Here is a 13,686-nt window from a genome sequence, read left to right as displayed (position 1 = left end):
ACGCGGCGGCATGGCTTGCCTAGATACCTGCTTGTGGCCCCGCGCATCCGATGTGCCCCAGCCGCTCCATGCAGCCCGTCCGGTTCGGAGACTTCAGTGCCTTCATCGCTTACCCATTCGCTTGCCGACCAGGGCATCGCCACCGATGCGACGATCCACGCAAATCTCTCGTCGGAGGAGCTGACGAAAGCGGCGCTGGCGAACAAGGAAGGGCGCCGCGCCAAGCACGGCCCGCTGGTCGTCGAAACCGGCGCGCACACCGGGCGCAGTGCCAAGGACAAGTTCATCGTCCGCGATAGCGAGACCGAAGAAACCGTGTGGTGGGACAACAACGCCTCGATGACGCCCGCGCAATTTGCGGCGCTGAAAGAGGATTTCCTCGCCGAGGTGAAGGGCAAGGAGACGCTGTACGTCGCCGATCTGTTCGGCGGTTCGCAACCAGAGTATCGCGCCAATGTTCGGGTTATCAACGAACTGGCGTGGCACAACCAATTCATCCGCACCTTGTTGGTGAGGCCGACGGTCGAGGAACTCGAGGGCTTCGTCCCGGAATACACTATCATCGATCTGCCGAGTTTCCGCGCCGATCCCGAACGTCACGGTTGCCGTGGCGAGACCGTAATCGCGGTCAGCCTGTCCGAGAAGCTGATCCTGATCGGGGGGACCAAATACGCTGGCGAAATGAAGAAAAGCGTTTTCGGCATCCTCAACTACCTGCTCCCGCCGCAGGGCGTGATGCCGATGCATTGTTCGGCCAATATCGGCCCCGACGGCAAGACCGCGGTGTTCTTCGGGCTGTCGGGTACAGGCAAGACGACGCTGAGCGCGGACGCCAGCCGCACGCTGATCGGCGACGACGAACACGGCTGGTCGGATACGGCGGTCTTCAATTTCGAAGGCGGCTGCTACGCCAAAATGATCCGGCTCGACCCCGAGGCTGAGCCCGAGATCTTCGCCACCACGCGTATGGAAGGCACCGTGCTCGAGAACGTGGTGATGGACGAGGAAGGCGAGATCGACCTCGACGACAACAGCCTCGCCGAGAACACCCGCGGCGCCTATCCGTTGTCCTCGATCCCCAACACCAGCGCCGAGAACCTCGGTCCGCCTCCCTCCAACGTGATCATGCTCACAGCCGATGCCTTCGGCGTGCTGCCTCCGATCGCGCGGCTGACCCCGGATCAGGCGATGTACCACTTCTTGTCGGGCTACACCGCCAAGGTCGCCGGGACCGAGATCGGCGTCACCGAACCCCAGGCAACTTTCTCGACCTGTTTCGGCGCCCCGTTCATGCCGCGCCACCCCAGCGTTTACGGCAATCTGCTCAAGAAGCGGATCGCCGAGGGCGCGGCACAATGCTGGCTGGTCAACACCGGCTGGACCGGCGGCAAATACGGCACCGGCAAGCGGATGCCGATCAAGGCTACCCGCGCGCTGCTCAACGCCGCGCTCGACGGATCGCTCAACGATGTCGAATTCCGCAAGGATCCCAATTTCGGCTTCGAGGTTCCGGTCTCGGTGCCCGCACTGGACCAGGCCGGGCTCGACGCTTCGATCCTCGATCCGCGGACGACATGGGACGACAAGACCGAATACGACCGCACCGCGCAAAAGCTGGTGCAGCTCTTCGTCGACAATTTCGAACCTTTCGCGGAGCATGTCGACCAGGGCGTACGCGACGCGGCCCCGGCTGCCGCCTGAGGCCAGAGCTTTGGGCTGACCCTATCGACGGTTGGAGAGGAGACCCCCGCCCGGGATACCGGAGCGGGGGCTTTCTTTTGCGACGCCGGCCAAATCTGTCCGATGCATCCGGCCTTGGCGCAGCCGGAGAGAGTTTCACTCGGCCGATGGCATCGCGTCGACTTCAGCCGGGCAACGTCGATGCTGCCTGGATATAGCGCCCGACATTCTTCGCCAGCACGTCGAGCGGCGCGTTGCCGCCCAGCACCACCGCGTCGTTGAAGGCCTTGAAATCATAGGCAGAGCCCAGGTCCGCCTCGGCGCGGGCGCGCTGGCGGACGATCTCGCTATGGCCGACCTTGTAGCCGCAGGCCTGGCCCGGCCAACTGCAATAGCGATCGACCTCGGAGGCCACTTCCTCGTATTTGCTGCCGTTGCGCTCGACGAAGAAATTGCGCGCCTGTTCGCGGGTCCAGCGCTTGTGGTGGAGACCGGTGTCGACCACCATCCGGCAGGCGCGGAACGCCAGCGCCTGGAGATAGCCCAGCCGCCCGACCTTGAACTCGTCGTAAGCGCCCAGTTCGTCTGCGATCTGCTCGCCATAGAGCGCCCAGCCTTCGGAAAAGGCGTTGAAGGCGAGGATCGAGCGGATCAGCGGCAGGCGGTTGGAGTATTCGCCCTCCCAGACATGGCCGGGGATGGTCTCGTGATAGGTCAGATCGGCGAGATCGTATTTGCGGTGGAGATCGGTGGTGCGAAGATTGATCCACATCCGGCCCGGGATCGACCCGTCCTTGCTGCCTGCACCGCCATAGGCGGCCGGCGCGCCGGGTTCCTCCGAGAGCGGCAGGCGGCGGACTTCGAGGTTGGGATCGACCAGCGTGTTGAAGGCGCGCGGCATCTGCGCGGTGATCCAGTCGATGCGCTCCTCGATGAAGGCCATGATTTCGGCACGCCCGGGATCGCCTTGCGCAAACTGGTAGCGCGGATCGCGGCTCAGCGCCTGCATTCGCTCGCCCACGCTGCCGCTGGTGTAGCCGATCTCGCGCAAGATCGGGTCCATCCGCGCGTGCAGCATCGCAAGTTCCTCGAGACCTGCCTCGTGCACCTCGTCGGGGCTTTGCGTGGTGGTGGTGCTGGCGCGCAGCGCCCAGGCGTACCATTCGTCGCCACGCGGCTGGCTCCACATCCCCGGATCGCCGTCCGCCATGCCGCGCTGGAGGCCGAGCTCGGCGAGCTGGCGGGTGAGCGCCTCCGCGATCGGTCCGGTGACCAGCGGTTCGGCGCGCGCGGCGAAGGCACTCGGCATGCCCTTGGCGGCGAGGTTCTGACGCAATTGCGCGACGAACAATTCGCCCGATTGCGCGCTGGCGATCGTGCTCTGCATCTGCTCGAGCGCCTTGTCGATCAGGAAGGCCGGCGGGACCACGCCCATGCCGCGCGCCGACTGCATCCGCTCCAGTTCGCCATCGAGCACGCTGGGGAGGGCTTCGAGACGTTCCATATAGGCATCGGCATCGCTGCCATCCTCGAGCGGGTGACTGCTGTCGAGGAAGCGCGGCATGTCGAGATAGGTGCCCACGTTCTGGATCACGACATAGGGGGCGTTGCGCCAGCTGCCGACCGCGACATCGCCATAGGGCAGGGCGAACCCATCGAGCGCAGTGGAATAAGCGCTCTCGACGACATCGAGACTCGTCACCAGATCGGGATCGAGCTCTTCGCGCGGGACCATGCGGACCCGTTCGAGATCGCGACGCAGCGTGGCGGCGTAGAGGTCCTGCCCGGTCTGCGACTGATCCTCCAGCCGCGCGCGCAATTCCGCATAGCGCCCGGTGTCGACGCCAAGCGAGGTGGCCCGCTCGGGTTCGTGTTCGAGCAAATTGTAGGCCACCACTTCGAGCAGGCGTTCAGCACCGATGGCCTGAGCCTGCGCAATACCTGTGGGACGCCCGACGGAGGTGCAACCGCCGAGCGTGAGGGCGGTGGTCGCGCCAAGCCCGGCGAGGGCTTGGCGGCGGGTGAGGGCAAAGTTGCTCTGGATCATGCCGGGCGGTGTGCGCGCCCGGCATTATCCTGTCAAATCAATCGATATATTCAGGCGGAACCGTACCGCCACTCTCGGCTAGCGCGCATCGTGCGCCGGTGTAGCCACAGATTGTCCTCCGTGCTGCCCGTGTAATCTTCCAGCCCGAGTTCATCGGCAAGCGCCTTGCGGCTCTCGTAGTCGGAATCGACATTGATGAGCTTGAGCAGATCGACAATCGAGGTCCGCCAGTTGAGGCGGTCCGAACCCGGCATCGAATCGAGATTGTTCTCGACATCGATCCTGTCGCCCGCAGCGCGCTCGGCCTCGGGCTTGGGCTCTTCGATGCTCGCGGCGCCTGGTGAGGTGGCCGCGGGAGGGGGCATCGGGCTGGCCGGGTCGCGCGGGGGCCGATTCTTCGCCGTTTCGGGCTCGGTCCCGAAAATCGCATCCTTGATCGAACTGAAGATACCCATGAAATTTGCGCTCCGATTGTCGCGCATCGCGATGATGCGCCTGTCAGGTTTGAACGGCATCGGGCGCGGGCTGTTCCTTGCAAAACAGGCTTTCGTCGCGCCGGTCGCGCTGCCAAGAGGCGGATCATGCTCGATCTCGCACTCTCGATCACCGTTCTCGCCGCTATCGCCCTGCTCGGGGGCGCCTGGCTCGCCTGGAAGCGCGACCATCGCAAACAGGCGGTGCTGATGCTGGTGCTGGTCGCCGTCGCGCTGCTCAATGTGGCGATCTGGACCGTTCCCGACGAAGGCGGAACGGCCCCGCTCGACCGGATCGAGCGGGACGCGGACCAGTAATCGCAGCAGGTATCAGTCGGGCAGTTCCCAGCTGACCGCGCTGGTGTAGCTGCTCGCGACCGCGTCGCCGCTGGAATTGCGCGCAGGCTCGAAGCGCGCGCGCTGTTCGAGCAGGCGGCAGGTCGCCGTGTCGAGCGCCGTGTGGCCGGTCGATCCGGTGATCGTGCATTCGGTGACGCGGCCATCATGGGCGATCGCCAGCCGGAACCGGGCGGTCCCGGTCAGTTCGCGTGCGATCCAGGTCGAGCGATAATCGTTTGTCGTGATCCACCGCCCGGGATCGTTGCGCGGGCGCGCCGCCAGTGGAGTGACCCCGTTTGTGGTCGAGGGAGTGGTCGGCTGCGGTGCTGGAGCTGCGGGCAGGTCGGAACCCGGTAGCCGGATGATGGGGCCGCGCGGGATGATGATTTCGGTGGTCTCGAATGGCGACGCCGGCTTCGCGAATGAGAGCGGCGGTTTGGGTGCGACAATTGGATCGACCGGGTCGCGGGCCTGCGGACGGGGTTCGGGTTGCGGCTCGGGCGAGGGCTCGGGCGGTGGCGGTTTGGGCAGTTCGATCTGCGCACCGGTGAGAGGTTTGGGTGGCGGCGTCAGCACCCCGGTGAACGACAGGCCGGTGATCAGCGCGGTGCCGATCGCGGCGTGGACCGCGACGACGGCGATCATGCTGGCGGGGGACGGGCGGCGGGTCTGGTCGGCATAGGCCATAGGTCAGTCCTCTCTCTCTTGCGACCGCCTGTGCGACGAAAGAAGCCGGGCGGCCTGCCTAAAGATAATGTTACAACATAACAACCTCTGCAAGAAGTTTCGCGTTGCCCGATGCAACGGGTTCGCCGCGTCGCTTGCCAGCGACATGGCGGTATTCGCAGGTCTGGAAATCCGTCTAGCTTGGGCCCTTGGCCCGGCTCACTTGATCGGGCAGGAGGGATCGAGCCGGAAGTCGAGATAATTGTCGACCGAGGCCATCAGCTCGTCCTGCTCGTTCTCGAAGAAGTGGTTGGCGCGCGGGATTTCCTCGTGATGCACGGTGATGTGCTTCTGCGTGCGCAGCTTCTCGACCAGCTTGGTCACCGCATTGGGTTGCACCACCGTATCCTGCGCACCGTGGATGAATATCCCGCTCGCCGGGCAGGGGGCGAGGAACGAGAAGTCGTACATGCTCGCCGGCGCGCCGATCGAAATCCAGCCGCGCACTTCGGGGCGGCGCATCAGCAATTGCATGCCGATCAGCGATCCGAAGCTTACCCCTGCGACCCAGGTCGTCTGCGCCTCAGGGTGGATCGACTGCACCCAGTCGAGCGCGGAGGCGGCATCGGACAGCTCGCCCACACCATTGTCGAAGCTGCCCTGGCTGCGACCGACACCACGGAAATTGAACCGCAAAGTGGCAAAGCCGCGATCAACGAAGTTCTTGTAGAGCTTCTGCGTGATCTGCTCGTTCATCGTCCCGCCGCCCTGGGGGTGCGGATGCAGGATCATAGCGACCGGCGCGCGCGGACGCGGCGCAGGCGAAAAACGGCCTTCGAGACGGCCCTCGGGGCCGGGGAAGATGACGGTCGGCATGGTTGGAGTACCTAGCGAGATGGTTGGCCCGCGCTGCCGGTGGTGGCGCGCGAGAGGTCGCGGCCTATATAGGCTTTCCGTCGCAATTCGCAATTGTTTAGAGGCTGTCCCATCGCCGAACGCATCTATCTCGATCACGCTGCCACCACGCCGATCCGCCCCGAAGCGCTTGCCGCGCTGGAGGAAGGCTTGCGGCTGTGGGCCAACCCGAGCAGTCCGCATGCCGAAGGGCGCAAGGCCAAGGCCGCGCTGGAGGATGCGCGCGCGCGGATTGCGGCGGCGCTGGATTGGGATGGCGAGATCATTCTCACCTCGGGTGCGAGCGAGGCCGCGCAGCTGGCACTGGGCAGCGCGCAGGCCGGTGCGCGGTTGGTCTCCGCCACCGAGCATGATGCGATCCTCGGCGCTGCGCCAGACGCCGAACGGCTCCCGGTGCGGCCGGATGGCGCGCTCGACCTCGAAGTGCTGCAGGAGGCGATCCGCCGCGAGCGGCCGCTGGTGGGGGTGCAGCAGATCAATTCGGAGACCGGCCAGTGGCAGGACCTCGCCACGATTGGCGCGATCGTTCGAGAGGCAGGTGGCGTGCTGCTTGCCGATTGCGCGCAGGGCGCGGGCAAGTTCGCGCTCCCCGATTGCGACATGGCGATCATCTCGGCGCACAAATTCGGCGGACCGGTCGGCGTGGGCGCGCTGCTGGTGAAGAATTTCGCTCTGCTCAGACCCGGTGGCGGGCACGAGCGCGGCTATCGCCGGGGAACCGAGAACCTCCCCGGCGTGCTTGCGATGGCGGCGGCACTCGAAGCCTGCGGCAGCCCCTATTGTGACCCTTCGGTGCTCGAACCCTTTGAAGCTTTGGCCGAGGATTGCCGCAGCATGGGCGGCACCTGGCTGGCGGACCTACTGGCTGCGCCGACGCCCTATATCCACGCCATCGCCATGCCGGGCATGAGCGGCAGCGCGCAGCTGATGCGTTTTGATATGGCGGGGATCGCCGTCTCGCAGGGCAGCGCTTGCTCGAGCGGCAGCCTCAAGCGCAGCCATGTCCTCGAGGCGATGCAGCTCGGGCCCGCCATCGCCGACCGTACCATTCGCGTCAGTCTGGGCTGGACCACCACAAGCGCCGAGGTCGAACGCTTTTGCGAGGTCTGGCGGGAACTGGCCCAGCGAGCCTGATCCGCTCACCACATCGGCATCCGTTGGTCCTAAGCCTGTCGAAGAACGCGCTTCACCCAGAACCGACCGCCGCCCAAAACAGCACTTCGACAAGCCCCGCGCGAGGCGTTAGGGTCGCTCCCGACATGATCTATCTCGACTATCAGGCGACCACCCCACTCGCTCTCGACGCGCGCGACGAAATGATGCGCTGGCTCGACGGGCCCGGAGGCAGCGGGTTCGGCAATCCGCATTCGCCACACCGCATGGGTCGCGAGGCCGCTGCCGCCATTTCCTTGGCGCGCGACCGGGTCGCGGCGCTGTTCCCCGCCGGGGGCAAGGTGATCTTCACCTCGGGCGCGACCGAGGCGATCAATCTCGCCATCCGCGGCACTGCGGGTCACGACGATCGCCGCACCGTCTCGGTCTCGGCGATCGAACACGCCGCTGTGCTCGACACCGCGCGCAGCATGGGTACCTGCCACGAGCTCAACGTCGCCAAGAACGGCCAGTGCAACACCAAGCAGGACCTTCCCGCCGACACGCGGCTGGTCTGCGTGATGCAGGTCAACAACGAGATCGGCACGATCCAGCCTACCATCGACTGGCACCGCAAGGCCAAGGGCGCCAACGCGCTTTACCTGTGCGATGCGGTGCAGGCCTATGGCAAGATCGAGCTGACCGCTGCGGACATGATCGCGGTGAGCGCGCACAAGATGCACGGGCCCAAAGGCGTGGGCGCGCTGTGGGTTCGCGACGGCCTCGAGCTCGCCGAGGTGCAGACCGGCGGCGGGCAGGAATTCGGCATCCGCTCAGGCACGCTCAGCCCCGCGCTCATCGCGGGGTTCGGTGCCGCGGCGCTGCTGGCGAAGGAGCAGATGGCGATCGATGCCGAGCATGTCGAAAAGCTCTGGCACCGCGCGCGCGATCTTTTCGCGGACTGGAAGCTCAACGGTAGCGAGGAAGCGCGCTGGCACGGCAATATGAACATCCGTCGTAAGGGTCTGGATGTGAACCGGCTGATGAGCGAGGTGCGCGACGTGATGTTCTCCGCCGGTTCCGCCTGCGCCAGCGGCTCGGGCCGCACCAGCCATGTGCTCGAGGCGATCGGGCTTTCGGGCAAGCAGGCCAAGAGTTCGATCCGGTTAGGTTGGGGGCGCTACACCACGTTGGAAGAGATCGAGCAGGCGGCGGACAAGATCAACGCCGCGGCAAAAGCGCAGGGGTTGTGAGCGTTCGCGTCAGCTTCACCACCGCGCGCGACGAGCGCGTCGAGGCAACCGGTGAACCGGGCGACAGCTTGCTCGCGATGGCGCAGGGCGCGGGCATGCCTTTGGAAGGCACCTGCGAAGGCCAGATGGCCTGCTCGACCTGCCATGTCGTGATCGACCCCGAGTGGTTCGCGAAGCTACCGCCAGCGAGCGAGGACGAGGAAGACATGCTCGACCTCGCCGCCGGCGTGCGCCGCACCAGCCGCCTCGCTTGCCAGATACTGCTCGACGAAAGCCTTGACGGATTGAGCGTATCGGTCCCCGCCGACAGCCACGACGCACGGCGGTTTTGATGGCGCTTTGGGCGGATTGCGCGCCTGATCGGGTAGGGCCTTGCGCCTCTCCGTAAGCTGCGGCATCAGGATTTATGCGCAAACACCTGCTAGCCGTCGCCCTTGCCCTCCCAATCTCGGCTTGCGTCGGCGCCTCGCCGTCGGAGCCTATCGCGGCTGCGCCGCATACCGAGCGAAACGCCGCAGAGCAGGCCGCGTTCTATCTGCAGCGGATCGCAAGCTTGGATGATGCCGGGCCGCAGCTGAATGCGGTGATCTCCACCAACCCGAACGCGCCGGTCGAAGCTGCCGCGGCTGAACGGGCAGGCCTCCCGCTGGCAGGCCGCACGGTGCTGGTGAAGGACAATATCGAGACGCGCGAACTACCGACCACCGCGGGCAGTCTTGCGCTAGAAGCCAATAGTACTCGTCGTGACGCCCCCTTGATCGCGAAGCTGCGGGCTGCAGGAGGCGTGGTGCTGGGCAAGGCGAATCTGTCCGAGTGGGCGAACATCCGCAGCAACAATTCCACCAGCGGATGGAGCGCCATCGGCGGCCTGGTCAGGAACCCCCACGCCATCGACCGCAATGCCTGCGGTTCGTCCTCGGGCAGCGCGGCTTCGGTTGCTGCCAATCTGGCTTGGGCGGCGATCGGGACCGAGACCGACGGCTCGATCACCTGCCCCGCCAGCGTCAACGGCGTCGTCGCGCTGAAACCCACCGTCGGGCTGGTCAGCCGAACCCACGTCGTCCCGATCAGCCATTCGCAGGACACCGCCGGACCGATGGCCCGCAGCGTCGCCGATGTCGCCCTGTTGCTGACCGCGGTTGCCGGGAGCGATCCCGCCGATGCGGTCACCGCCGGGGCCGACCGGCGCCGGACCGAGTACCACTCCGGCCTCGGAACTGCCTCGGTCGCGGGCGTGCGGGTCGGGGTGATGCGCAATCAGGTTGGTGAGCGCGAGGATGTGACTCGCCTCTTCGAGCAGGCGCTTGCGGATTTGCGCAGCGCCGGCGCGATCCCCGTCGAAATCACCTTCGAACCGCAATCGGAGATGTATCGGGACGAATTCGAAGTCCTGCTTTACGAGCTGAGGACCGGCATGGAGGAATATCTGTCGAGCCTCCCCGGCGAGGGCCTGCCGGGAAGTCTTGCGGATCTCGTCGCGTTCAACAAGGCGCAGGCGGCAAGCGAAATGCACTGGTTTGGCCAGGAGCTGTTCGAGCTCGCGCTGACCAAGACCGATGAGGCAGCCTATCGCGCGGCGCGCGAGAACAGCCGCCGCCTGGCTGGTGAAGAAGGCATCGACCGCCTGCTCCGCGAGCACGATGTCCAGTTCCTGATTGCGCCCACGACCGGGCCTGCCTGGGCCAGCGACCTCGTGAACGGCGACAATTTTTCTGGCGGCATCGGCGCGGGCAGCCTCGCCGCCATCGCTGGCCATCCGCATCTGACCGTGCCCATGGGTCACGTCGAAGGGCTCCCGGTCGGACTGAGCATGATCGGCGCCAGATGGGCGGACCATGCGGTGCTCACGGCCGGTGCAGCCTATGAAAGGGCGCGAACCTCTCCTTTGCTCGCGCCGACTTACGAGCGCTGGTCTCCGGGGCAGGGAACCGCGGAGTAGACGCTGCGGACTGGGCCCTCGGCCCCGCCATTCGCACTTCCCAAGAAGACAAAAAGCCCCGCCGCATCGCTGCGGGGGGCCCTTCGTTTAACTTTTCTCGGCCTGCGATCAGGCGGTTTCGAGTTCGTTGTCCTTCACCTTTTCGCCAACCGCTTCGATCAGCGCCTTGGAGAAGGCGGGGATGTCGTCGGGGTTGCGGCTGGTGATGATGTTGCCATCGATGGCGACTTCCTTGTCGACCACCTTCGCACCGGCGTTCTTGAGGTCGGTGCGGATCGAATGGTAGCTGGTCGCGGTCTTGCCTTCGATTATGCCGGCTTCGATCAGCAGCCACGGTGCGTGGCAGATGGCCGCGATCGGCTTGCCCGCGGTGTTGAAATCCCGGACGATGGCGACGGCGCGTTCGTTGACGCGGAGCAGGTCGGGATTGATCTGGCCACCGGGGAGCAGCAGACCGTCGAATTCGTCAATGCTGGTTACATTGTCGACTGTCGAATCGACTTTGACGCTTTCGCCCCAGTCGCCGCCGTCCCAGCCCTTGATCTTGCCACTTTCGAGGCTGACGACCGTGGTCTTGATGCCGGCCTTTTCGAGATTGGCTTTGGGCACCAGCAGTTCGGACTGTTCGAAGCCGTTGGTGGCGAGGATCATTACGTGCTTGGTCATGGGTAACTCCTTGATTTCCTGTTGCCCTACCAACGTATGGGGAAAGCTTGCCGTTCCCCATTGGTAGCCGAGGCGTGGCGGTGATAGGGCGGGACGACTGGAATCATTTCCGCCCATCCCACCGGAACCGTGACACCGCCGAACCGGCGTCGCCCTCGTGCTCCGACACCGTCCCACGGCCACCGGCATTGGGTGCTTCAGCGGATGAGCGGGTAGGAATATAGATGCCCAAGACCGACACGACCGTACCCGATCCTATCGACGCAATCGTCGATACCCCATTCGATGCCGCATTGTCCGAGCGCTATCTGGTCTATGCGCTTTCGACCATCACCGCGCGCTCGCTGCCCGATTTGCGCGACGGGCTGAAACCGGTCCACCGCCGCCTGCTGTGGGCGATGCGGCAGCTGAAGCTCAACCCCACCGACGCCTTCAAGAAAAGCGCGCGCGTGGTCGGCGACGTGATCGGCAAATACCACCCGCATGGCGATGCCAGCGTCTACGATGCCATGGTCCGGCTCGCGCAGGACTTCGCGCTGCGCTATCCGCTGGTCGAGGGGCAGGGCAATTTCGGCAATATCGACGGCGATAACGCCGCTGCCTATCGCTACACCGAAGCCCGGATGACCCGAACTGCGGTGCGGTTGATGGAGGGTCTCGACGAAGGCACGGTCGATTTCGTTCCGACCTACAATGGCGAGGAGCAGGAGCCGGAGATATTCCCGGGCCTGTTCCCGAACCTGCTCGCCAACGGCTCGAGCGGGATCGCGGTCGGGATGGCGACCAATATCCCCAGCCACAATGTCGCCGAGGTTGTGGATGCCACGCTCGAGCTGATCGACAACCCGCATGTCGAGCACGCGCGGCTGATGGAGCTGTTCCACGGGCCCGACTTCGCCACCGGCGGGCTGGTGGTCGACGGGCCGGAGGTGATTGCGCAGGCCTATGAGACCGGGCGCGGCAGTTTCCGCGTGCGCGGGCGGTTCCACGCCGCCGAAGCCGAGAAGCCCGCGGATCGCGAGGCCGGGATCGAGCGGCTGGGAGGGGGCCAGTGGCAGCTGGTGGTCAGCGAAATTCCCTACCAGGTCCAGAAGGGCAAGCTGATCGAACAGATCGCGCAGGCGATCGCCGACCGCAAGCTGCCGATTCTCGAGGATGTCCGCGACGAGAGCGACGAACAGATCCGGCTGGTGCTGGTGCCGCGCAGCCGCAATGTCGATCCCGAACTGCTCAAGGAATCGCTCTACAAGCTGACCGATCTCGAGACCCGCTTCGGGCTCAATCTCAACGTCCTCGACGCCACCCGTACGCCGATGGTGATGGGGCTGAAGGAACTGCTGGGCCATTGGGTCGCCAGCCAGATCGATATCCTCCAGCGCCGCAGCCTGCACCGGCTCGAGCAGATCGCTCGGCGGCTGGAGCTGGTCGAAGGCTATATAATCGCCTTCCTCAATCTCGACCGGGTGATCGAGATCATCCGCACCGAGGACGAGCCCAAGCCTTTGATGATGGCGGAGTTCGGCCTGACCGACCGGCAGGCCGAGGCGATCCTCAACATGCGGCTGCGCTCGCTGCGGCGGCTGGAGGAAATGCAGCTGCGCCAGGAAAAGGACACGCTGCTCAAGGAAAAGGAAGAGCTCGACAAGCTGCTCGCAGCGCCTGCGCGCCAGCGCACGCGGCTCAAGCGCGAACTGACCGACCTGCGCAAGGAATACGGTCCCGATACCGCGCTCGGGCGCCGTCGCACCAGCATCGAGGAAGCCGCGCCGACGGTCGAATTCAGCATGGATGCGATGATCGAGAAGGAGCCGATCACGGTCATCCTCTCGCAGCGCGGCTGGGTGCGCGGCGCGCGCGGGCATGTCCCGCTCGATCAAGAGTTCAAGTTCAAGGAGGGCGACGGCCCGGCCTTCGCGGTCCATGCGCAGACCACCGACAAGCTGCTGCTCGCCGCGGACAACGGGCGGTTCTTCACGCTGGGGGCGGACAAATTGCCCGGCGCGCGCGGTTTCGGCGAACCTTTGCGCAACACGCTCGACATCGACGCCGAGGCGCAGATCGTCGCCATGGTGCTGCATTCTCCCGAGCAGCGGCTGTTGCTTGCCGCGAGCACGGGCAAAGGCTTCGCCGCCGCGACCGGCGACCTGCTCGCCGAGACCCGCAAGGGTCGCCAGGTGGTCAATCTCAAGGGCGATGCCAAGCTCGCGGTGGTCCGCCCTATCGCCAGCACCGACGATCATGTCGCAGTAGTCGGCGACAACCGCAAGCTGGTGGTCTTCAACCTCGAGGAACTGCCCGACATGACGCGCGGGCAGGGCGTCCAGCTGCAGCGCTATCGCGATGGCGGGATGGCCGATGCGCGCACCTTCCGGCTCGAGGAGGGCCTCAGCTGGGCGATGGGAGGGGAGAGCGGTCGCACCCGCACCGAGCCCGAGATGTGGCAATGGAAGGTCGCGCGCGGCGGGGCCGGGCGGATGCCGCCGCAGGGCTTCCCGCGCGACAACAGCTTCGGGTGATCAGCGGCGGGTAGCAGCGCTCCGCCCGCAAGCAGGTCAACAGCTACGAACGAAAAGGGCCGGGAGCGTTTCGACGCACCCGGCCCTCTTTTCGTTCGAA

Annotated in this window: 12 protein-coding genes; 7 read left to right on the top strand and 5 right to left on the bottom strand. The window is 65.5% G+C overall.

Going from position 1 to position 13,686, the window contains the following annotated elements; translation table 11 throughout:
- Positions 1 to 96: 96 nt before the first annotated feature.
- Positions 97 to 1,701 carry a phosphoenolpyruvate carboxykinase gene (locus ACWIKC_RS08240; RefSeq protein ID WP_454597028.1) on the top strand — a complete coding sequence of 535 codons (1,605 nt, stop codon included), beginning with the start codon at positions 97 to 99 and terminating at the stop codon, positions 1,699 to 1,701.
- A 163-nt stretch (positions 1,702 to 1,864) separates the two neighbouring features.
- Here the strand turns inward: ACWIKC_RS08240 and ACWIKC_RS08235 are convergent, their stop codons facing one another.
- A complete protein-coding gene (locus ACWIKC_RS08235) occupies positions 1,865 to 3,727 on the bottom strand; it encodes a DUF885 domain-containing protein (RefSeq protein WP_454597027.1) in 1,863 nt (620 codons plus the stop codon).
- A gap of 50 nt (positions 3,728 to 3,777) precedes the next feature.
- Complete coding sequence (locus ACWIKC_RS08230) at positions 3,778 to 4,242, bottom strand: DUF3597 domain-containing protein (RefSeq protein WP_454597026.1); 465 nt, start codon at positions 4,240 to 4,242, stop codon at positions 3,778 to 3,780.
- 66 nt (positions 4,243 to 4,308) lie between these two features.
- Between ACWIKC_RS08230 and ACWIKC_RS08225 the strand changes: the two genes are divergently transcribed.
- Positions 4,309 to 4,518 (top strand): hypothetical protein, encoded by a 210-nt coding sequence (locus tag ACWIKC_RS08225; protein WP_454597025.1) that lies wholly within the window; start codon positions 4,309 to 4,311, stop codon positions 4,516 to 4,518.
- A gap of 12 nt (positions 4,519 to 4,530) precedes the next feature.
- On the opposite strand, the gene ACWIKC_RS08220 is transcribed toward ACWIKC_RS08225, so the two are convergent.
- Together ACWIKC_RS08220 and ACWIKC_RS08215 are read right to left on the bottom strand one after the other, a co-directional pair.
- Positions 4,531 to 5,226 (bottom strand): TonB family protein, encoded by a 696-nt coding sequence (locus ACWIKC_RS08220; protein ID WP_454597024.1) that lies wholly within the window; start codon positions 5,224 to 5,226, stop codon positions 4,531 to 4,533.
- A gap of 198 nt (positions 5,227 to 5,424) precedes the next feature.
- On the bottom strand, positions 5,425 to 6,081 hold the full coding sequence (locus ACWIKC_RS08215; protein WP_305929072.1) for an alpha/beta hydrolase: 657 nt from the start codon (positions 6,079 to 6,081) through the stop codon (positions 5,425 to 5,427).
- Positions 6,082 to 6,174: 93 nt separating this feature from the next.
- Here ACWIKC_RS08215 and ACWIKC_RS08210 point away from each other — a divergent pair, with 93 nt between their 5' ends.
- The 4 genes from ACWIKC_RS08210 to ACWIKC_RS08195 all read left to right on the top strand — a co-directional run bounded on the left by ACWIKC_RS08210 (position 6,175) and on the right by ACWIKC_RS08195 (position 10,404).
- Entirely contained in the window at positions 6,175 to 7,254 is a 1,080-nt protein-coding gene (locus ACWIKC_RS08210) for a cysteine desulfurase family protein (RefSeq protein WP_454597023.1), read from the top strand.
- Between the two features lie 125 nt (positions 7,255 to 7,379).
- Positions 7,380 to 8,465, top strand: coding sequence for a cysteine desulfurase family protein (locus ACWIKC_RS08205; protein WP_454597022.1), 1,086 nt, complete (start codon positions 7,380 to 7,382; stop codon positions 8,463 to 8,465).
- Positions 8,462 to 8,797, top strand: coding sequence for a 2Fe-2S iron-sulfur cluster-binding protein (locus tag ACWIKC_RS08200; protein ID WP_454597021.1), 336 nt, complete (start codon positions 8,462 to 8,464; stop codon positions 8,795 to 8,797). Before ACWIKC_RS08205 ends, ACWIKC_RS08200 begins: the two co-directional genes overlap by 4 nt.
- 74 nt (positions 8,798 to 8,871) lie before the next feature.
- Positions 8,872 to 10,404, top strand: coding sequence for an amidase (locus ACWIKC_RS08195; protein WP_454597020.1), 1,533 nt, complete (start codon positions 8,872 to 8,874; stop codon positions 10,402 to 10,404).
- A gap of 108 nt (positions 10,405 to 10,512) precedes the next feature.
- Here ACWIKC_RS08195 and ACWIKC_RS08190 read toward each other — a convergent pair whose 3' ends face one another.
- Positions 10,513 to 11,070: a type 1 glutamine amidotransferase domain-containing protein gene (locus ACWIKC_RS08190; RefSeq protein WP_454597019.1), complete on the bottom strand. Its 558-nt coding sequence runs from the start codon at positions 11,068 to 11,070 to the stop codon at positions 10,513 to 10,515.
- Between the two features lie 224 nt (positions 11,071 to 11,294).
- Here ACWIKC_RS08190 and parC point away from each other — a divergent pair, with 224 nt between their 5' ends.
- Positions 11,295 to 13,586: a DNA topoisomerase IV subunit A gene (gene parC / locus ACWIKC_RS08185; RefSeq protein ID WP_454597018.1), complete on the top strand. Its 2,292-nt coding sequence runs from the start codon at positions 11,295 to 11,297 to the stop codon at positions 13,584 to 13,586.
- The last annotated feature ends 100 nt before the right edge of the window (positions 13,587 to 13,686 follow it).

It is taken from the genome of Qipengyuania sp. SM2507 (assembly GCF_053714505.1).
Note: the sequence above shows the minus strand (reverse complement) of the source record. Positions and strands in the feature narration are given on the sequence as shown.

What these genes read in the sequence shown, in the direction of transcription:
- ACWIKC_RS08205 (WP_454597022.1), top strand. Translation starts at nt 7,380, where the DNA reads ATGATCTATCTCGACTATCAGGCGACCACCCCACTCGCTCTCGACGCG.
- ACWIKC_RS08235 (WP_454597027.1), bottom strand. Translation starts at nt 3,727, where the DNA reads ATGATCCAGAGCAACTTTGCCCTCACCCGCCGCCAAGCCCTCGCCGGG.
- ACWIKC_RS08190 (WP_454597019.1), bottom strand. Translation starts at nt 11,070, where the DNA reads ATGACCAAGCACGTAATGATCCTCGCCACCAACGGCTTCGAACAGTCC.
- ACWIKC_RS08195 (WP_454597020.1), top strand. Translation starts at nt 8,872, where the DNA reads ATGCGCAAACACCTGCTAGCCGTCGCCCTTGCCCTCCCAATCTCGGCT.
- ACWIKC_RS08225 (WP_454597025.1), top strand. Translation starts at nt 4,309, where the DNA reads ATGCTCGATCTCGCACTCTCGATCACCGTTCTCGCCGCTATCGCCCTG.
- ACWIKC_RS08230 (WP_454597026.1), bottom strand. Translation starts at nt 4,242, where the DNA reads ATGCCGTTCAAACCTGACAGGCGCATCATCGCGATGCGCGACAATCGG.
- ACWIKC_RS08220 (WP_454597024.1), bottom strand. Translation starts at nt 5,226, where the DNA reads ATGGCCTATGCCGACCAGACCCGCCGCCCGTCCCCCGCCAGCATGATC.
- ACWIKC_RS08215 (WP_305929072.1), bottom strand. Translation starts at nt 6,081, where the DNA reads ATGCCGACCGTCATCTTCCCCGGCCCCGAGGGCCGTCTCGAAGGCCGT.
- parC (WP_454597018.1), top strand. Translation starts at nt 11,295, where the DNA reads ATGCCCAAGACCGACACGACCGTACCCGATCCTATCGACGCAATCGTC.